Annotated in this window: 15 protein-coding genes; 4 read left to right on the plus strand and 11 right to left on the minus strand. The window is 60.6% G+C overall.

Annotation, left to right across the window (positions count from 1 at the left end; genetic code table 11):
* Positions 1-112 precede the first annotated feature (112 nt).
* Positions 113-1,267, plus strand: a complete 1,155-nt coding sequence (locus ACLBKR_RS14795) for an amidohydrolase (protein WP_414899478.1) — start codon at positions 113-115, stop codon at positions 1,265-1,267.
* Between the two features lie 58 nt (positions 1,268-1,325).
* On the opposite strand, the gene ACLBKR_RS14800 is transcribed toward ACLBKR_RS14795, so the two are convergent.
* The 6 genes from ACLBKR_RS14800 to ACLBKR_RS14825 form a co-directional block, all read right to left on the minus strand.
* The gene (locus ACLBKR_RS14800; RefSeq protein ID WP_414899480.1) at positions 1,326-2,690 is read right to left on the minus strand and encodes a Xaa-Pro aminopeptidase; all 1,365 of its coding nucleotides are present in this window, start codon (positions 2,688-2,690) and stop codon (positions 1,326-1,328) included.
* An 88-nt stretch (positions 2,691-2,778) separates the two neighbouring features.
* A complete protein-coding gene (locus ACLBKR_RS14805) occupies positions 2,779-3,840 on the minus strand; it encodes an ABC transporter ATP-binding protein (RefSeq protein ID WP_112829205.1) in 1,062 nt (353 codons plus the stop codon).
* A 1-nt stretch (position 3,841) separates the two neighbouring features.
* Entirely contained in the window at positions 3,842-4,858 is a 1,017-nt protein-coding gene (locus ACLBKR_RS14810) for an arginine deiminase family protein (RefSeq protein ID WP_113340141.1), read from the minus strand.
* Positions 4,859-5,048: 190 nt separating this feature from the next.
* Positions 5,049-6,107, minus strand: a complete 1,059-nt coding sequence (locus tag ACLBKR_RS14815) for a LacI family DNA-binding transcriptional regulator (RefSeq protein ID WP_162757842.1) — start codon at positions 6,105-6,107, stop codon at positions 5,049-5,051.
* A gap of 323 nt (positions 6,108-6,430) precedes the next feature.
* Complete coding sequence (locus tag ACLBKR_RS14820) at positions 6,431-7,708, minus strand: sensor histidine kinase (RefSeq protein WP_414899483.1); 1,278 nt, start codon at positions 7,706-7,708, stop codon at positions 6,431-6,433.
* Positions 7,708-8,391 (minus strand): response regulator transcription factor, encoded by a 684-nt coding sequence (locus tag ACLBKR_RS14825; RefSeq protein WP_113340112.1) that lies wholly within the window; start codon positions 8,389-8,391, stop codon positions 7,708-7,710. The genes ACLBKR_RS14820 and ACLBKR_RS14825 overlap by 1 nt, the downstream gene beginning before the upstream one ends.
* A gap of 151 nt (positions 8,392-8,542) precedes the next feature.
* Here ACLBKR_RS14825 and ACLBKR_RS14830 point away from each other — a divergent pair, with 151 nt between their 5' ends.
* The 3 genes from ACLBKR_RS14830 to ACLBKR_RS14840 are packed head-to-tail and all read left to right on the plus strand — an operon-like array spanning position 8,543 to position 14,129.
* Positions 8,543-9,970: an efflux transporter outer membrane subunit gene (locus tag ACLBKR_RS14830; RefSeq protein ID WP_113447784.1), complete on the plus strand. Its 1,428-nt coding sequence runs from the start codon at positions 8,543-8,545 to the stop codon at positions 9,968-9,970.
* 14 nt (positions 9,971-9,984) lie between these two features.
* A complete protein-coding gene (locus tag ACLBKR_RS14835; protein ID WP_113447785.1) occupies positions 9,985-11,073 on the plus strand; it encodes an efflux RND transporter periplasmic adaptor subunit in 1,089 nt (362 codons plus the stop codon).
* Positions 11,070-14,129: an efflux RND transporter permease subunit gene (locus ACLBKR_RS14840; RefSeq protein WP_113487184.1), complete on the plus strand. Its 3,060-nt coding sequence runs from the start codon at positions 11,070-11,072 to the stop codon at positions 14,127-14,129. Before ACLBKR_RS14835 ends, ACLBKR_RS14840 begins: the two co-directional genes overlap by 4 nt.
* A gap of 16 nt (positions 14,130-14,145) precedes the next feature.
* Here the strand turns inward: ACLBKR_RS14840 and ACLBKR_RS14845 are convergent, their stop codons facing one another.
* From ACLBKR_RS14845 to ACLBKR_RS14865, 5 genes are all read right to left on the minus strand, one after another.
* Positions 14,146-14,424 (minus strand): helix-turn-helix domain-containing protein, encoded by a 279-nt coding sequence (locus ACLBKR_RS14845; RefSeq protein ID WP_113487187.1) that lies wholly within the window; start codon positions 14,422-14,424, stop codon positions 14,146-14,148.
* A gap of 793 nt (positions 14,425-15,217) precedes the next feature.
* On the minus strand, positions 15,218-16,018 hold the full coding sequence (locus ACLBKR_RS14850; protein WP_113424372.1) for an ABC transporter permease: 801 nt from the start codon (positions 16,016-16,018) through the stop codon (positions 15,218-15,220).
* The gene (locus ACLBKR_RS14855) at positions 16,015-16,869 is read right to left on the minus strand and encodes an ABC transporter permease (protein ID WP_113424371.1); all 855 of its coding nucleotides are present in this window, start codon (positions 16,867-16,869) and stop codon (positions 16,015-16,017) included. The genes ACLBKR_RS14850 and ACLBKR_RS14855 overlap by 4 nt, the downstream gene beginning before the upstream one ends.
* Complete coding sequence (locus tag ACLBKR_RS14860; RefSeq protein WP_113424370.1) at positions 16,866-17,897, minus strand: ABC transporter ATP-binding protein; 1,032 nt, start codon at positions 17,895-17,897, stop codon at positions 16,866-16,868. Before ACLBKR_RS14860 ends, ACLBKR_RS14855 begins: the two co-directional genes overlap by 4 nt.
* Before the next feature lie 95 nt (positions 17,898-17,992).
* The gene (locus ACLBKR_RS14865) at positions 17,993-19,081 is read right to left on the minus strand and encodes an ABC transporter substrate-binding protein (RefSeq protein WP_112829192.1); all 1,089 of its coding nucleotides are present in this window, start codon (positions 19,079-19,081) and stop codon (positions 17,993-17,995) included.
* Position 19,082: the final 1 nt, after the last annotated feature.

Consider the following 19,082-nt stretch of genomic DNA (forward strand, 5'->3'; position numbering starts at 1 on the left):
GCCCGCCGGGAACAACGAACATGTGCCAGAGTGTTTGGATGAACGCTCTGGCACGTTGCGTTGGGCAATGTCCCGCATTTAAAACGATCTCATCCAGGCAAAGCGACACATCATGAACCGACAGCGGATTTCAGAAATTCTTCCCGAGCTCGTTTCGATCCGGCATCATTTGCACGAGATTGCCGAGATTGGCCTCTCTGAATTCCAGACGACACGCTATATCGGTGACATTCTCGAAAGCTGGGGCTTTGTGCTTGATCGCGACTACGCCACAACGGCCATTGTTGCGACCCTTCAGCGCGGAAACAGACCGACAACCGTCGCCCTGCGTGCCGATATGGATGCATTGCCCATTCTCGAGGAAACCGACGTTCCCTATAAAAGCACCACTCCCGGGATCATGCATGCCTGCGGTCACGATGGCCACAGTGCCATGTTGCTGGGTGCGGCCTACGCACTGTCGAAGAGCGAGGATTTCGACGGCCGGGTGGTTTTCATATTCCAGCCCGCCGAGGAGAATTTCGGCGGCGCCCAAATCATGATCGAACAGGGTTTCTTGCGGCGCTACGCCATCGATTATCTGTTTGCGCTTCACAATCTGCCCGCGCTCGAGGCGGGTAGATTTTCCCTTCGTCGCGGCGCGATGATGGCATCGATCGATGTCGTCGCCGTGACCATCGCCGGACGTGGCGGCCATGGCGCATTGCCGGAAGAGACCGCAGACCCCATCGTTGCCGCCGCAACCGTCATTGTCGCGCTGCAATCGATCTTGTCGCGCAACGTCTCCCCGCACGAAGCGGCGGTGGTTACGATCGGCCAGATCCACGCCGGCTCCGCCGCAACCATCATTCCAGACAGGGTGGAGCTTGAAATCAGCCTGCGTGCGGTTCGTCCCGAGGTCCATGCGCTGCTCCGCCGCCGGATCGAAGAGATTGTCGTTGCACAGGCGGAGAGTTTCGGCACAACCGCGTCCTTCGACTGGAAGGTCGGCTATCCGGCCACGATCAATGACGATCGCGCCGTGGAAATCGCCCGCACCGCCATTCGCGAAACGTTCGGAAGCGAGCGACTGGAAGAGCGTCCCTGTGCGCTCATGGCCAGCGAGGACTGTGCGTTCTTTCTCGAAAAGATACCGGGCGCCTATGTTTTCATAGGAAACGGCGACAGCAAGCCGCTCCACAATGCGCAGTATGACTTCAACGATGACATATTGCTGGATGGCGCCCTGTTTTTCTGCTCCGTTGTCGAGCAAGCTCTGCCGAAATAGCAAAGCGGAGGCCTCAGATGCACTGTCGCAAACGCCGCACAGTGCATCTGAGGACCGATCAGGCCTTTGCGATCAGCATGCCGGAGTTCAGCCAGAAGGGCGGCAGGCAGAGCGGGATCGCCGACAGAAGCAGGATATTGTCCTTGACCTCGACCCCCAATGTATCCCGGACGAAGCTCCGGCGGGCGTCGAATCTTGCCGATATGTCGGGATATTTCGTGCGGATTTCGGCGCGCAGAGCCTCGTCGGCAAATGTGACCGGATCTTCGCAATTCAGGGTCCAGCCATTCGGCATCGGCACCGGAATGACGTCGATCTGAAACGGCATGCCGGAGACTATCCGCTCGCCGCTGCCCGGCCTGATCGGCGAATGCATCCACTCGTCATGGCCGGTCAGATGTCCGGGATTGAGAGCGGATTTCAGACTGCCTCGCGCGAGCGTCGAGACCACCGCCTCGTGGATTGCCCCGCCTTCGACACCAATATCGGCGGTTTCATACCAGGCGAGCAAGCCTGCGAAATAATCCATCGAGACCTTCAGGAAGGCCTCGTCATGGTCGGAGATCAGGCCGGCACGCGCGGTAAGGCCTCCCCAGTAGCTGACTGCGGTCGTGATGCCGTCGCCACGCGCCGGAACCCGCGCCGTCGGACTGCGCAGCCCGATGACGGGTGCGGATGGACCGTTTGTGGCAAGCATCGGATGGCAGTTCATCGGTTCGCCCGCATAGCCCATGCGGCTTGCGGCCATGAGTTCGTTATCGCCAAGCTCAAAACCCCGGATGATCCGCCATACGGCGGCGGCCGAACGGGTGGCGGCCCATTCTGCCTCGGCGATCTGGTCGACATCGACCACTGCCCGCAATCCCTCCGTCGGATGCATCAGCACCCGTGTGGCATCGCTGACCTCGCCCGAAGGGCCTGTGACGAGCGAGAGCGAATCGACAATATAGGCGGGAACGAAGAATGACGGACGATCCTGATCCCATTCAGCGGTTTCGAGATATTTCCAGCCGGCAAGACCGATCCGGACACCTGCGCCGATGCCCGCCTCACGCAGCACAGCGACCAGATTCGGTTTCTGAGTGCGATCCTGCGCCATCAGGCTCAGGGACTGGCACAGCAGGGTCTGCACGTTCTTGAGGGGAGAGATCGGCGTATAGCTCTGGTTCTCATTGCCCGTCACGATGATCTTGACGTCGTCAGGGCCAAGCAGCAGCAGGGCTTCCTCGAAGCGTGGGTCGAATCCGGTCAGGAACGACATGTTGGCGAAGTGCTCGCGGTCGCCATAGACGACAAGCCAGTCGGCACCCGAGGCCGAGAGCGCCCGCTTGCAGCGCGCCTCATAGGTGGCGGCGGGAATGCCGGGGCGTTCCACCGGAATTCCGAAATCCGAGACCGTGATTGTCTTCAATGTAAAGGACATTTTTCCTCCCTGGTTTTTACCGGATGCTGTGCTTGCGTCAGCGTCCATGTCTCGTGTTGCGTCCTGGCAGGTGATTGCCGAAAGTTGTTTAGTCGCTCGCCAGAAACCCGATCGCGCCGGGGTTGAAGCTGCACCGAATCTGCTGGCCGATTTGCAGTCCCGCGGCAGATTCCGAGGACGCCTGGATCATCAGGTCCTGCCCGTCGACGGTGCCGACCACCACCCGCTCGGACGAGCCGGTGAAGGAAATATCGAGCACGGTGACGGGGAAGCTGTAGCCGCCGCCGGCTTCGGAAAAGCTCAGATTTTCTGGCCGAACCCACAGTGTCACTTCGCCATTGCCATGCTGGGCGGGATCGAACTGCGGTGGAGCTGGCAAATAATCGCCAAAAAGCTTCAATTTGTGCTCTGCCGACAGATAGCGCGCGGTGACGATATTATTGCCACCTAGGAAGCCGGCCACAAACAGCGATGCCGGTTTCCGATAGATGTCGCGCGGCGCCCCCATTTGCACGATACGTCCATTGTGAAAGACCGCGATACGATCAGACATGGCATAAGCTTCTTCCTGATCGTGGGTGACGAAAATGAATGTGACGCCGGTTTCCTTATGCAGACGCTTCAACTCACGTTGCATGATTTCGCGAAGGCTGCGATCCAGTGCCGAGAGCGGCTCGTCGAGGAGCAGTATTCGCGGGCCGAACGATAGAGCGCGGGCCAGTGCCGCTCGCTGCTGCTGGCCCCCGGAGAGTTCCCGCGGCTTGCGCCCGGCAAGCTTATCCAGTCCCACGAGGGAAAGCATTTCCTCGACCTTTGCCGAAATGTCTGCCTTGGCCCATTTCCGAACCTTCAGCGGAAAGGCGATATTGTCGGCGACCGTCATATGCGGAAACAGAGCGTAGCCCTGGAAGACAACGCCGAAGTCACGATCCTCCGGGTCAACGTCGGTCACATCGACGCCATCGATCACGATACCGCCGTCGTCCGGTTGAGTGAAACCGGCAATCGACATGAGAAGCGTGGTCTTTCCCGAGCCTGAGGGCCCGAGAAGCGTGACGAATTCACCCGCATTGACCGAAAGATCGACACCGTCGAGAGCGACGGTCGAACCGTAGTTCTTGCTGAGCTTCCGGATGTCGAGAAATGCCATCTCAGAGCGGATCCCTGGCCAGGGGTCCGGTCGAGCAATGGATACCGCCACCGCCCATCTCGACGCATTCGTAGTCGATCGAAAGAACCTCTATGCCGGCAGCATCAAGCCGATCGGCAAGCCTTGGTGTCCGACTGGCATGCATAATGACGCGGCCTGGTGCGACTGCCAGGCAGTTCAGAGAAAAGGCATTGTCCTCGGGGGGGAGCTCGATCAGCCGCATACCGCGCTTGTTCAAATATTCGATAAAGAAAAAGGGCAGTTCATTGATATTGATGATCGCGGTATCGTGATCGATCATGTTGAAGCTGCCATCGATGTGGATACGGTAGCCGGGCATGGGCAATTTGATCAGTTCGATGCCGAGTCCGTTCAAGATCGACTCCACCTGCCGCACGCCTTCCGCATTGCAGGCCACCGACAACGCGCAGACTGCGGTCTTGTCGTCGATCAGGGCAAACCCGCCTCCTTCGAACACGGCCTCGCCGTGCAACGTGCCGAGAATGGGGCAGCCGGCCTTGGCGATCGCCTGCGTGACTGGCAGTTCCTCGCCACGCCGGACCTTGCGGGCAAGACGCGTGACGATTGCACCGCCTTTGACCGATATGACGCTGTCGCGGCAATAAATCTGCTTCATGGCGCCGGGGGCGGCCTTGTCGATCAGCACGACGTCCACGCCTTCGGCGCGAAGCAGTGCGGTGAACCTGTCATGGGCATCCTGCATCGCCGGTAGATCGGGCAGCGTGTTGCCCATCCAGTACCAACCCTTTTCCGGATCGCCATAGCCACCGATCTCCGGCATGGGCTTGTTCTCGACGATATTCACCTCTTCGCCTGGACGATGCATGAGTACCGCGCGCAGTCTGCCGACATCGCTCGAGCAGCCCCAGGGACGGCCCCAGACACGGGTCTGCTCATCCGGATCGGCAAAGCCGGGCGTCGGAATGGAGCCGAATGTCTGGAAGAATTTGGCTTCCTTATATTCGTGCTCGCTCATCGCAGGAGTGTGCCCCGTCATCGAATCCCCTCAAAAGTTGTTTCGGATTAAAATCTGTAAAGGTCGACCTGTTGCTTACTAAACCGCTTTATGAATCTTTATAAACCGTTTTACTAACCAGTCAAACAAATGTTTCAGCTCGTTGCCTGGCATTCACAACGAAGTCTTGCCTGCCTGATCGTCCGGAGGATGCGCCGTCCGAGATTGGCTATTAGTTTCTTGGAGGGCCGACCGAGTTGCGGACGACAAGTTCGACCGCCAACCTTTCCTTATAGCTTGCCGGCGTTTTGTCGGCGATGAAATCCAGCAGAATATTCACGCCGCGGCGCCCGAATTCGCCGGCGGGCTGTCGAACCGTGGTCAATGCGGGTTCCAGCAGGTCCGCATTCGCGATGTCGTCGAAGCTGACCAACGAAACATCTTTGGGAATGCTGATGTTAGCACTTCGTGCCGCGCGCAGAACTCCCAGCGCCTGCGTGTCGGCAAAGGTGAAGATTGCCGTTGGCGGACTTTCCAGGGCCATCAGCCTTTCGAAAGACTGAAATCCTTCCCTGTCGCTATATTCGTTAAACATCATGTAATCGTCTCGGGATTGAAGCCCGGCTTCGCGCATCGCCTTCTCGAAACCGCTGAGGCGCTCCTCGGTGCTCAACAGCCCGCGCGGGCCGCCAATCACGGCAATTTTCCGATGTCCCATTTCAATCAGGTACCGCGTCGCCAGCAAAGCGCCCCTTTCGCTGTCGGCAAAAAGGCGCGGCGCTATTGCGCCGGGCACGTCTTCGTCAAGCAAGATCACGCCGTGACTCTGATTGATCTTCTTCATCAAACGACCATCGTCGCGGTGGTTCGTCAGGAGAAGAATGCCATCGACCTGCCGGTCGTCGAGCCTCGAGAGGAAGGCAACCTCGTTTTCGAGGATGTTGCGGCTGTTGAACATGACGAGGCTATAGCCATGCCGCGTCGCTTCCTCTTCACAAGCGCTGGCGATGGATGCAAACAGTGGATAGGCAATATCCGACACGATGAGGCCAAGGGCTTCGCTGCGGCCGTTGGTCAGGCGCCGCGCCAAAGCGTTCGGGCGGTATTTTAACTCAGCGGCGGCTTTTTCAATCCTCAGCGCAGTGAGAGGAGGAAGCGAGATCTGTCCGTTCAGATGGCGAGATACGGATGTCACGGACACGCCGGCGGCCGCGGCAACATCCCTGATTGTGATTTTTCGCTTTTGCAAGAGAAGACCGCCCGCGTACAGACGCTGATAAAACGGTTTCATAGATGTTCTAACCCGGTTTGGCAATGGGCTTCCGAAATGAAGCCAAGGTGGCCGAGTGAAAGGCGCGTGACAAAGTGTTCGGCGCTGGCGCATGGTCCATCGGGACTCGCGGCCGCGCGGACGGGCATCCGGGCAGCTCAGCTGGCGGCACGACCATCTCAGCAGCGGCGACAGCAAGCAAATCCATGCCAGCAAAGCTCCATCATTCGTGCACGTTACGCCATCTGCATTAAGGAACCCGCATTGCTCGCCTCGATCCTATAATGACGGATAGTTGCATCATCAGTCATCCGGTCAGGGACCATCCAATGACTTCCGGGCTCCTATTTTGCGAACTCGTGCGATTTTGGGATCGAGATCTGGACCACCAACCCTCCGGAAGCCGAGTTCGTCGCGCCGATGCGGCCGCCGTGCCGCTCCACGGCCTGCTTGGCAATTGCCAAGCCCAATCCGTAGCCTTCCTGACCGTTGGCATTGTCGCCGCGGGAAAACGGCTGGAAGATGCCTTCAAGCTTGTCGGCCGGAACGCCCGGCCCCGTATCGGCGACGGTGATGGTCAGCACATCGTCGGCAACGCTCGAACGCACGGTCACGACAGATCCTTCGGATGCGTATTTGACGGCGTTGCGGATCACGTTTTCGAGACCGCGATAGATCAGCTCCCCGTTGACCGGCGCGACAAAGGTCTGCGCGCCCTCGTAATTCACCGTAATTCTCCGCGCATGCCCCTCGAAGGTCGCGTCGTCCACGATGTCGGTGAGAAGATCGACCACGTCGAGTGTCTGGACTGACAGAACGGTGGCGTTACGATCGGCAAGCCGTGCGAAGGTCAGGATCTCGCCGACGAGCCCGTCAATTCGCTCGATCTCGCGCAACATTCTCTCCATCATCGAGTGCAGCTTCCCCGGATTTTGCTGCAGGACACCCATGGCGGCCTGCAGGCGGGACAAGGGCGATCGAAGCTCATGCGACACATCGTGGAAGAGACGCTGCTGCAGGTTTTGAAATTCTTCAAGGCGGGCAGCGCTGGTGTTGAAGTCGTGGGCGAGCGCCGCCACCTCATCCTTTCGCCCGGCGATTTCGCGACCGATCCGCACGTCGAAACGGCCGCTGGCAAGCGCGCTCAGTCCACGTCGAATTTCATCGACCGGCCGGACAAGATAGCGGGCCAGCCAATAAGCCGCGATTGCGGCCGCTACCAGTGCCGTCAGCCACGGCATGATCCTCGGCCAGACGAGCGAAAACAGGCTCGAGGGCTCCGCTCTCGCATCGACGAAAAAACAGTCCTCGCCCCTTTGGACGTATAGTCCGCCGCCCATCTGACGGTTTGCGCAGTCAGCGCCCCGCTCGACCTGCGTTATGTCGATCGTTACCGGCTCGGCAGCCTTCTCAGCCTGCCGGGCAAACCGGTCGGCGGCCTCCTTGCCGTCCGCCTTCAGGATTTGCGAGGCGACCTCGACAACGACGGATTGACGGGCCTGTTGCAGCTCGCTGGACAAGGGAACGATCTGCAACACCGCCAGGGTGACGACCACGACCGCAACGCATGCCGTCATCGTCACCCAGATCGTCAGGAAGAACTTCCAAAAGAGGCGACGCATCAGCGATCCTGCAACAACTGATAGCCTTGGCCACGAACCGACTGTATCCAGGACTGGCCGTCGTCCCTCGTTCCCAGCTTCTGCCGGACACTGCTGATATGGACATCGATGCGCCGGTCGAAGGGGGTTAGTGCCCTGCCGAAGGCACGCCTGGAAATTTCCTGCTTGGACACCAGCTGGCCGACTTTGCGGGCCAGTATCTCCAACAGGATGAATTCAGTTCCGGTGAGGTCGATTTGCTTTCCCTGCCACTCGGCGATCCGACTGGCGGGATGCATGGTGAGCGCGCCGGCGCGCACCACTTCCGTGGCGGCCGACGGCTGCCCTGAACGGCGCAGGATCGCTCTCAACCGCGCAGCGAGTTCTCCCGGCGAGCAGGGCTTCGACACGTAGTCGTCCGCCCCGAGATTGAGGCCGGCGATACGATCCGAATCGTCGCCCTTGGCCGTCAGCATGACAATCGGAATGGCACCGTTGCGCCGAATGCGCTGCAGCAGTTCGATGCCATTCATCCGCGGCATCATGACATCGAGAACAAGGATATCCACGGACTTCGCAGCCGCCGCAGCGATTGCAGCAGGAGCTTCCGTCGCCGTCTCGACGTCGAAGCCTTCCTCCACGAGGTACTCCTTTAGCAGCCGCGTAAGTTCCTCGTCGTCGTCTACCAGAAGAACCTTTGCCATCCCGTCACCCTATGTCCAATCAAGGACTGGCATATACGCCAGCATTCCGCCAAGCACTGGATTTTACATATCTTAACACAAGATTGACCGCACTTTACGTTCACTCGTCTAAACGGTCCTTGATGTGCAAGCGGATAATCAAAGGACTACAATGAATGTCTCGGGGCGTAATTTTCTCGGCTGCTCGGCAATTTTGTCATGTTTAGTCATTTCCGGATGCGCGACATTTGAACAATTGCAGGCGCCTGACGCCAAGATCCCCGACTCTTGGCACGCAACACTGCCGCATGATGGACGAACCGACGATCTCCTCTCCTGGTGGTCGGGCTTCAACGATCCGTCCTTGACCGCGCTGATCGGCTATGCGGAGGCGGAAAGCCCCACCCTCGCCTCATCAGCGGCCGACATCCGAAAGGCCAGAGCGACGCTCGCCTCCTCGCAGGCCAACCTGATTCCGCAGCTTGATGGTTCCGCCTCCGTTCTGCGCTCGGGCACCGAGGGCGATTCCCAAAATCGCGTCGCGGCCTCCACGACCTCCAGCGGCGCGCTTGACGCATCGTGGGAAATCGACCTGTTCGGCAAGGACCGGCTCACAAGCAAGGCAGACCGCATCCGCATACAGGAGCAGATCGCCAACTGGCATGACGCCCGCGTCTCTCTCGCTGCGGAGGTGGCCGACTACTACGTCCAGTACAGGGCGTGCCGACTTCTTGAAGAGGCCTATGCGGTCGAGCTCACATCGCAGCATGAAACCATTCGTGCAACGCAGACTTCGACCAACTCCGGCTTCACCTCCAATGCAGATCTGGCCCTCGCGAAAGCGAGTGCTGCGTCCTCGTCGTCGACGCTGACCGGACAAAAGGCCGAATGTGAAATCCTCATCAAGTCCCTGGCCCAGGTGACCGGCGGCGATGAGGAGCGAGTTCGCGGCCTGCTGTCGCGCAGCAAGAACAGAATTCCAAAGCCCGAGACCTTCTCGGTCAACTCCGTCCCCGCCGACGCATTGCGTCAGCGTCCGGACATTGACGCATTGGAACTGGAACTGGCCGCCGCCATCGCCGATGTGGGCGCCGCGAAAGCGGATCTCTATCCGAGCCTCAGCATGAGCGGATCGATCACCATCAGCCAGTCGAGCCTGACCGGGAAGTCGCTGCCATGGTCTTTCGGACCGGCCCTGTCAATCCCGCTGTTTGACGGGGGATCGCGGCGCGCGGCGGTCGAGAGCAAGATCGCTGATTACGACAGCGCCGTGGCCAGCTACAAGTCGGGCGTGCTGAGCGCGATCAACGACATCGAGACCGCCCTCGTGCGCCTCGACAGCACACGGCGGAAGATCAGTGACGCCGCCACCGCCGCTGCGAACTACCGGTCCTATTTCAAATCGATAGACAGCAACTGGAAAGCCGGTGGCGCCAGCCTGCTCGACCGCGAAGAGGCGAGAAGGTCCGCGCAGTCGGCAGAAATAACGCTTATCGAAACGCGACGCGACGCGGTTCGCTATTGGATTGCCCTCTACAAGGCTTTGGGCGGCGGCTGGAATGCCGACGCCGCGCCCCCGCAGTCCGCAAAATCAGAATAATGAGGATACCGTCCATGCGGCCCGCACGCTCCCTATCCATCCTGCTCACGATCGCCCTCCTGTCCGGTACCGCGGCGACCACCTTCGCCACGGCTGCCGAGACGCAGGAAAGCGAAAGCCCCTCCCTGACCGTCAATGTCGTCAAGCCTGCCAAGCGTGAATGGCCGGAAAGCGTTCCGGCAACCGGCTGGCTGAAGCCCTGGCATGAAGCAATAATCGCTTCCGAACTCGCCGGCCTCCGGATCACCGATGTGCTGGTCGATGTCGGGTCGGTGGTCAAGAAGGGTCAGCCGCTGGTGCAGCTTGCCAAGGATTCCCAGCTTGCCGAACTCGACAAGCAGAAGGCGTCCGTCGAGACTGCGGAGGCCGATCTCGCCAAGGCCAAGGCCAATGCCGACCGGGCCCGCAAGATCAAGGGCAGCGGCGCGCTTTCCGACGAGTCCGTAAACGACTACCTCATCTCGGAGCAGACCGCGACCGCAAGCCTGAAATCGGCCCGGGCCGATCTGGAAAGCCAGGAGATCAAGGTTGAACAGACGACCATAACGGCTGTCGACGACGGGCTCATCACCTCACGCTCGGCCCAGCTCGGCAGCGTCGTTTCCTCAGGCACGGAGCTTTTCCGGCTGTTGCGGCAGCAGCGCGTCGAGTGGCAGGCGGAGGTCTCCGCCCAATATCTTCCGCGCATCAAGGACGGACTCGAAGCGGTAATCAAGGGGCCGGACGGCAGCGATGTAAAGGGCAGCGTCAGGCTTGTCGGCCCGACCGTCAGCACCAGCACCGGCCGGGCAATCGTCTATGTCGCCCTGCCGACCACCGATCATCCGCCCGAAGGTCTATACGCCAGCGGGCAGATCAACCTCCAGACGACTGCTGCGCTGACCGTGCCGGAGGCGGCGATCGTCTATCGTGACGGCATCAACTACGTCTTCACCGTCAACGACAAGAGCCGGGTAACACGCGTTCGGGTCGAAACAGGCCGCCGCAACAATGCAGAAGTCGAGATCGTATCCGGTCTAGAGGGAGCCGAAAGCATCGTGAAATCCGGCGGTGCCTTCCTCTCTGACAATGCCCTCGTCAGGGTTGAAGGAGACAGCAAGTGAACATATCCGCCTGGTCGATCCGCAATCCCGTCCCAGCCCTGCTTCTGTTCATCCTTTTGACGGTGATGGGCCTCCTCTCTTTCGGCAAGCTGGCGGTCCAGAACTTTCCCGATATGGATTTGCCTACCATCAAGATCAGTGCATCGCTTGAAGGAGCGGCACCCGAGCAGCTTGAAACTGAAGTGGCGCGCAAGATCGAGGACAACCTCGCCTCCCTCAGCTTGCTGGATCACATCACCACGACGATCACCGATGGCTCGGTCTCCATCAGCGTGTCCTTCCAGCTGGAAAAGGACAGCGAAGAGGCGCTGAACGAAGTCCGCAACGCCGTCGATAGCACGACAGACCTTCCTTCTGAGATGGACAGTCCCAGCATCACGAAAGTCACCGTGCAGAGCTCGCCGCTGCTAACCTTCGCGGTCCGCTCGCAGCGTCTCAATGAGACGGAACTCTCCTGGTTTGTCGACAACGACATGAAAAAGGCTCTGCTGGCAGTTTCCGGCGTCGGTGATGTCAGCCGTATCGGTGGCATCGACCGCGAAGTGCATGTGGACCTCAACCCCTCGGTCATGGCATCGATGGGCGTCACGGCCGAAACCGTCTCCTCCACCCTCAAATCCGTTCAGGGAGACACCTCGGGCGGACGCGGTGAAGTCGGCGACCGCAGGCAGAACATCCGTACCCTCGGCGCCGTCGATTCCGTCGAGGCCCTGAAGGATATCGCCATCCCTCTGTCGGACGGTCAGCTTGTCCGCATCGGCGACGTCGGCACCGTGACGGACAGTTTTTCCGAACGCTCCTCTTTCGGTCATCTGGACGGCGAACAGGTCATTGGCGTGCAGGTCAAGCGTACCAGCGGCTTCTCCGACACAGGCGTTGCATCCGACATCCGCACGGCGATGACGTCGTTCGCAGCCCAGCATCCCGACGTCGAGATCACCGAGGCCTACACCACGGTCGAGCCGATCATCGAGAACTATGACGGCTCGATGGAGATGCTCTACGAAGGCGCGCTACTCGCCGTCGTCGTCGTCTGGTTATTCTTGCGGGACTGGCGGGCCACAATCCTGTCGGCGATTGCGCTGCCCCTGTCGGTCATTCCGACTTTCATCGTCATCCATTACGCCGATTTCAGCCTCAACACTATCACGCTTTTGGCCCTGTCGCTCGTGGTCGGCATCCTCGTCGATGACGCGATCGTGGAAGTTGAGAACATCGCCCGACATCTGCGAATGGGAAAGTCCCCGATGGATGCCGCGCTCGAGGCCGCGGATGAAATCGGACTGGCGGTTATCGCCACGACATTCACCCTTGTTGCCGTATTCCTGCCTACGGCTTTCATGAGCGGTATTCCGGGCCTCATTTTCCGGCAATTCGGCGTGACCGCGGCGGTCGCGGTTCTGGCGTCCCTACTGGTCGCCCGCCTGCTGACGCCGATGATGGCCGCCTATGTCATGAAGGCCGGCGTTGAAGAGAAGGAAGACGGAAGGATCATGCGCACCTATATGCGCGTGGTGAAATTCTGCCTGGGCCATCGCCTTCTGACCATGCTCGGGGTCGCCATTTTCGTTGGGCTTTCCCTGTCGGCGATACCATTCCTGAAATCGGGTTTCATGCCGGCATCGGACGATTCACAGACGCAGGTCACGCTGACCCTGCCGCCGGGCAGCACGCTCGATCAGACCAACGCAATCACGCAGCAGTCGGCCAAGATCATTGCCGGCGTGCCCAACGTCACGCACGTGTTCTCGGCGGTCGGCACGGCCTCGTCGGGCGGTGTCGACTCGACCACGACGACCGATGTGACAACCGCTACCATCGTTGTAGACCTGACGAACATCAACGACCGCGATGTCAAGCAAACCGAGATCGAAAACGATATCCGCAAGGCCTTGAGCGGAGTGGCCGGTACGCGGGTCGAAGTCGGAAGCGGCGGCAACGGCACAGAACTGGAAATCACGCTTGCCAGCGATGACAATGACGCCCTCGACAAGGCCAGTTCCTCACTGGAAGAACAGTTGCGCACCCTCAAGGGGATCGGTGCCGTCACCTCCAGCGCATCGTTGCAGGCGCCCGAGATCCAGATCGTTCCTGATCTGACGCGGGCCGCCGCACTCGGCGTCACATCCGATGCCATCGCCCTGGCAGTTCGCGTTGCCACCTATGGTGACTATTCCTCGTCCATGGCGAAGCTCGATCTGCCGCAGCGGCAGCTGTCCATACGCGTGCGCTTCAACTCCGACAGCCGTACATCGCTCGACAGTATCGCCAACCTTCAGGTCGCGGGCGCCAACGGTAACGTCAATCTGGGCGCTGTTGCCGATATCCGTATCGGCGGTAGCCCCTCGGAGATCGACCGCATCGACCGCTCGCGCAACGTAACGCTGACCGTGGAGCTGAACGGGCGTATCCTCAACGACGTTTATAGCGAAGCCAAGAACCTGCCGGCGCTCAAGAACCTGCCGGAGGGCGTTCACCTGGTCGAACAGGGCGAATTGCAGCGAAGTTCAGAGCTGTTCCAGAGTTTCGGGACAGCCATGGCAATCGGTGTCTTCTGCATCTATGCGGTCCTGGTGATCCTGTTCCACGATTTCCTGCAGCCACTGACCATCCTGATGGCGCTGCCGCTGTCGCTGGGCGGTGCGCTGTTGCCGCTGATTATAACTGACACCAGCTTCTCGATGCCCGCAGTCATCGGCCTTCTGATGCTGATGGGCGTGGTGACCAAGAATTCCATCCTGCTGGTGGAATACGCGATCATGTCAAGACGCAATGGCATGTCGCGTTTCGACGCGCTGGTCGACGCCTGCCACAAGCGGGCGCGTCCGATCATCATGACGACCATCGCCATGGGTTGCGGCATGCTGCCTGCGGCCCTGAGCCTCAGCGGCGGCGACTCCAGTTTCAGGCAACCGATGGCCATCGTCGTGATCGGCGGCCTGATCACCTCCACCTTCCTCAGCCTGCTCGTGATCCCGGTGATCTTCACCTTCATCGACGATTTCCTGCAGAAACTGCGGAGGCTGTTCGGATTCACCCCAAATCCGGCAGCCTGATGAGTTGCCCGGGCGGTCACGCCCGGGCAACTTTTCCCGACGTGAGCATCCAGGGCAAACCGTGTCGGAATACTTGCAACGGCAGCATCGTATCTGGCGTCAACGCAGGCCGGACACCAGACCCAGTTTCGGCGCCGTCTCTACTGCGAGATCCCAAAATGCCGGTCTCGCGCTTGAAGAAGTGGCTGACATAGGTCTGGTCGGAGAAACCGAGTTGGGTTGCGATATCCTGGACGGATCTTGCCGATCGTTCCAGGTGCTGGCTCGCTTTCTGGACAATGCGCTTTTGGATCAAACCTGAGAAATCAACTCATTCGATGCTCAGATCGTCACGCAGTAATCGACCATCGCCGAAGATCATTTCGAAGTTGGATAGCCAAGCCGATCGCGCTGGCCTGTGCCTCTTCTCGCTTTCCTGGTTGCCCACCGGACTAAAGGCCATGATGTCGAGTCGGCGGGCGAGAGGAGGCGCATCTATCCGGTACTTCCAGGAAAGACACGCGTACCGTCGAAAAAAGATGGGAGGAACATAACTTGGGGGGTGGGGACGTCATGTTCCTCCCACGGCATCTATCGTGGCTAGGGGCCCGTCCGCCATGCGGTGCGAAACGGTTCCGATAGATGCCGTACCGGTTCCCTGGGAACAGGGAACCGATCGTGTCTATCGGGGCCTCACCACGCGGCGAAAGACGCTCCGCCGGATCGCGATACGCCACCGTCGCATGCATGAAGCAGCGCCGGCAAACCCGCGGATACCCTGGCATTGAACTGGAAATCTCCGCGCCTGAAGCGCGTCGCTGAAACGCTTTTATCCCTGCCCTGCAGGGATTTCCGGCCGGTTTCCGGCCCCGGACCCAAAGATCCGATCACATCCGCGACGATCGCGGCCTGTCCTGTGCACGTCATGTGCCCCATTCCCCATCTCTCACCATCCGCCACGTCATGCGCGGAGTCCCGTCCTGGAACGGTAAAAGAGTTAGGCCGCAAATCTGAATGAATTGATAAAATGAGGATAAAATTCTTGGTTTCCGCAAAATAAAGATCGTGCCGGCGGCTGAGCCCCCCGCCGGCAATTCCGAGGCGGTCTGTCAGCGGTCGTCGGCCGCCATCGCCCCCAGAAGTTTCGGCAGGTCGCCGAATCTTGCGACGAGGCCGAAGACGATGGCAGCGACCACGACGAAAAGGATCGTCACGGAGGCCATGGTCGGCGTGTAGCCATAGCGGAGCGCGTTGAAGATCTTGATCGGCAGGGTCTCCATGGTGAAGCCGACCGTCATGTAGGCGACGATGTATTCGTTGAGCGAAAGCACGAAGGCGAAGGCATAGCCGGACACCAGATAGGGCCGGATCAACGGCAGGACCACGGTGCGGAAAACCGTCTTGTCATCCGCGCCCATGGTCGACGCCGCCTCGACCAGAGAGCGGTCGATGGCCGAAAAGCCGAGCGAAAGCGTCACGAGCGGCAGCGTCACGAAGAAGATCGCGTGGCCAATGACCGCCGTCCAAGGCTGGCCGTAGAACCCCGTCGTCGCCCAGAAGGTCAGGAGGCCGAGCGCCGTGATGACGGGCGGAAGCGTAAACGGCGCGATGCCGAGGACCTGGAAGATATTGGCCCAGGGAGCAAGCCGGCGCCACAGGAACCAGGCAAGCGGAAGCGCGATGGCGACCGCAAGCGCGGCAGAGGCAAGCGCCAGCCCGAGGGAAGCGAAGAAGGCCGAACGCCAGCCGGCATCTTCGAAGATCGCTCCGTACCAGGAGAGCGAAAACCCCTGGGGCGGAAAGGTCAGGCTCTGCTTCTCGTTGACCGAAACGCCGGCGACGACGACGATGGGAGCCGCCAGAAAGATCGCGATCAGAACGAAATAGATCCGCGTCAGCACCGTGTTCATGCCGTCTCTCCCTTGCGTCCGATGAAGAGGGTGAGCGCCACCATGCCGAGCGTGACAAGCACGAGGAACACCGCCATGGCCGCCGCGAACGGCATGTTGGACTGGTAGATCGCCTGATCGGTAATCAGCACCGACAGCGTCCAGTGCTGCGGCCGTCCGAGAATCTGCGGCAGGAGATAGGAACCGAGCGCGAAGATGAAGACCATGATGAGCGTTGCGACGATGGTGTTGCGCAGCGCCGGCACCACGACGGTGAAGAAGGCGCGGATCGGCGAGGCGCCGAGCGTCCGCGCGGCTTCCGTCAGCGTCGGATCGAGCCGCACCAGCGCGGGATAGAGAACCAGCACCGTATAGGGCAGCGCCTGATAGGTCATGCCGGTCAGCACCGCGCCGAAATTCGGCATCAGCGCCATGGGCTTTTCCATGAGGCCGATCATGACCAAAAGGTTGGTGATGCCGGCGGTGCGCGAGAAAAGCGTCGACCAGGCAAAGCCGATGATGACTTCGGACAGCGACAGGATCGACAGCAACGCGACGAGCCAGACCACCTGTGTGCGTCGCGACACGCGCGTCAGGAGATAGGTGAAGGGCACGCCGAGCACGACGCAGACCACCGCGACCGAGATCGCCAGCATCAGCGAAAAGCCGAGGACGCCTGCGAAGAACGGACTGATGAAGCGGGCGTAATTGTCGAACACGAAGGCCGGCTCGTAAAAGCCGCCCTGCTGCCGCTTGAAGAAGCTGACGGCGATCATCGTGCCGAAGGGCACGACGAAGAACAGGATCAGCATGCCCGCCGGGAAGGCGAGCGGCGCATAGTCGAGCGCTTTCTGCGGGGGTTCGCGCCTCATGCCGGCAGCACCACGGCCGTCTGCGGATCGATCACCACGCCGACCTCCTGACCGATGCTGACCACCGGCCGCTCGCGCGGCGTGGAAACCGCGATTACTTCCGAACCGCGAATATCGACGAAGGTCTCGATAGTGCCGCCGAGATCGCGGATGAAGGTGACACGGCCGGTAAGACGCCCCTCGCCCGGCGCCGAAAGATGGATATCCTCGGGGCGGACCGAAAGGCTGCAGGCGCTTTGGCCGCTCGCCGCAATGCCTTCGACCGGCTGGCCGAGCACGAGCGTACGGCCGCTTTCGACGGTGAGCGGCAGAAGATTGGTGGAGCCGATGAAATCCGCGACGAAACGGTCGGCCGGCTTGCGGTAGATCTCGATCGGGCTTGCCGCCTGGCGGATCTTGCCGCCGTTCATCACCACGACGGTATCGGCCATGGTCATGGCTTCGCGCTGGTCGTGGGTCACGACGATGGTGGTGATGCCGAGCTGCTGCTGCAGCTTGCGCAACTCCACCTGCATGGCCTCCCGCAGTTTGGCGTCCAGCGCCGAAAGAGGCTCGTCGAGCAGGAAGAGCTTGGGCGAGATGGCCAGCGCCCGGGCAATCGCCACGCGCTGCCGCTGGCCGCCGGAAAGCTTGGTCACGGGACGGTCGGCATAACCCGGCAGATGGATCATGGCGAGCAGTTCCTCGACGCGCTTCACCTGCTGCTCGCGACCGATGCCGCGGATGCGCAAGGGATAGGCGATGTTCTCGCCGACGGTGAGGTGCGGAAACAGCGCCAGCGACTGGAAGACCATGCCGAGATTGCGCTTGTGCGTCGGAACCCGCGTAATGTCCTCGCCGTCGAGCACGATCGATCCGCCGGTCGGAAGGTCGAGCCCGGCGATCATCCTGAGCAGCGTGGTCTTACCGCAGCCGGACGGGCCGAGCATGCACACGAAAGTACCGTGCGGCACGTTCAATTGCACGTTGTCGACCGCCGTGAAGGGGCCGAATTGTTTCGTGACATCGTTGAGCGACAGTCCGGACATCATGTCTCCGCAAAAGTTCCGATGGCAGTGGGGTGAAGGTCGCATGACCCTCACCCCACCTCAAGTGCTGGATTGGTTTTTCGTTCAGGCGTCGATCAACCGACGATCAGTTCGGTCCACTTCTGATTCAGCCAGTCGGACTTGGTCTGATAGAGGTCGTAGCGCGGGGTGATCGGCTCGATATCGGACGATACGGCGGCGAATTCTTCCGCCGTCAGGTCGAGCAGTTCGCGCTTGACGGTCGGAGCCGTGCCGACCTTGCGCGACAGCGTTGCCTGGATCGAGGGCTGGCACATGTAGTCGATGAAGATGTGGGCTTCCTCGGTCTTGGTCGATGCGCGCGACAGGGCCCAGCAACCGGAATCCTGAATGCCGCCTTCCTTCGGGAAGGTGGAGCGGACCGGATTGCCGTCTGCGGCAGCAAGGCCGGTGACGTCGTGGTAGTACTGGCCCATCGGGATTTCGCCCGACTTCAGCGCCTGTTCGAACTGGGCTTCGTCACGATACCAGAGACGGACGTTCGGCTTGACCTCCGCGAGCTTTTCGAAGGCCTTGAGAATGCCTTCCTCGGTGTCGAGCGCATTGGTGCCGCCGAAATAGGTCTTGGCCGTCACTTCCAGGAGGAAGGAGTTGGAGACCAGCGCCAGAAGACCGAGCTTGTCCTCGTTTGCCGGGTCCCAGAGCGCGGACCAGGAGGTCGGGGCTTCCTTGTAGACATCCGTGTTGGTGACGAGCGTGATATACCATGCAACGGCGCCGACACCGGCAACGCGGCCGTCCGGATACTTGTTGACGAAGCGGTCGATCAGGCCGGAAGCGTTCTTGATCTTGCCCATGTCGAGTGGCGCCCACAGATCGGTGGACTGACCCTTGAGCATCGAAACCTGCGACATCATCGAGAGGTCGGCGGGCGCCTGGCCGGCCTTTGCCGCCTGTTCGAGCTGCACCAGCCATGCTTCACCGGTCGGCTCGGCGACGGACTCGACCGCGATGCCGGTCGCCTTGGTGAATTCCGGGAAGATGTTCTTGTCAAAGGAATCCTTGAAGTAGCCGCCATAGACGCCGACCTTCAGCGACTTGTCCTGGGCGCGCAGGATCGAGGGCATGGCGAGCATGCCGGCGCCGGCAAGCGAGCCGGCCAGCACGCCGCGGCGGCTGACGGAAGCGTTGAGGATGTTTTTCATG

Source organism: Paenirhizobium cremeum, from assembly GCF_047553425.1.
GTDB lineage: Bacteria > Pseudomonadota > Alphaproteobacteria > Rhizobiales > Rhizobiaceae > Allorhizobium > Allorhizobium cremeum.

Bases quoted from the DNA above. Each gene is read 5' to 3' on its own strand.
- ACLBKR_RS14830 (WP_113447784.1), top strand. From the start codon at position 8,543: ATGAATGTCTCGGGGCGTAATTTTCTCGGCTGCTCGGCAATTTTGTCA.
- ACLBKR_RS14855 (WP_113424371.1), bottom strand. From the start codon at position 16,869: ATGAGGCGCGAACCCCCGCAGAAAGCGCTCGACTATGCGCCGCTCGCC.
- ACLBKR_RS14810 (WP_113340141.1), bottom strand. From the start codon at position 4,858: ATGACGGGGCACACTCCTGCGATGAGCGAGCACGAATATAAGGAAGCC.
- ACLBKR_RS14850 (WP_113424372.1), bottom strand. From the start codon at position 16,018: ATGAACACGGTGCTGACGCGGATCTATTTCGTTCTGATCGCGATCTTT.
- ACLBKR_RS14835 (WP_113447785.1), top strand. From the start codon at position 9,985: ATGCGGCCCGCACGCTCCCTATCCATCCTGCTCACGATCGCCCTCCTG.
- ACLBKR_RS14825 (WP_113340112.1), bottom strand. From the start codon at position 8,391: ATGGCAAAGGTTCTTCTGGTAGACGACGACGAGGAACTTACGCGGCTG.
- ACLBKR_RS14800 (WP_414899480.1), bottom strand. From the start codon at position 2,690: ATGTCCTTTACATTGAAGACAATCACGGTCTCGGATTTCGGAATTCCG.
- ACLBKR_RS14795 (WP_414899478.1), top strand. From the start codon at position 113: ATGAACCGACAGCGGATTTCAGAAATTCTTCCCGAGCTCGTTTCGATC.
- ACLBKR_RS14865 (WP_112829192.1), bottom strand. From the start codon at position 19,081: ATGAAAAACATCCTCAACGCTTCCGTCAGCCGCCGCGGCGTGCTGGCC.
- ACLBKR_RS14815 (WP_162757842.1), bottom strand. From the start codon at position 6,107: ATGAAACCGTTTTATCAGCGTCTGTACGCGGGCGGTCTTCTCTTGCAA.
- ACLBKR_RS14820 (WP_414899483.1), bottom strand. From the start codon at position 7,708: ATGCGTCGCCTCTTTTGGAAGTTCTTCCTGACGATCTGGGTGACGATG.
- ACLBKR_RS14805 (WP_112829205.1), bottom strand. From the start codon at position 3,840: ATGGCATTTCTCGACATCCGGAAGCTCAGCAAGAACTACGGTTCGACC.
- ACLBKR_RS14860 (WP_113424370.1), bottom strand. From the start codon at position 17,897: ATGTCCGGACTGTCGCTCAACGATGTCACGAAACAATTCGGCCCCTTC.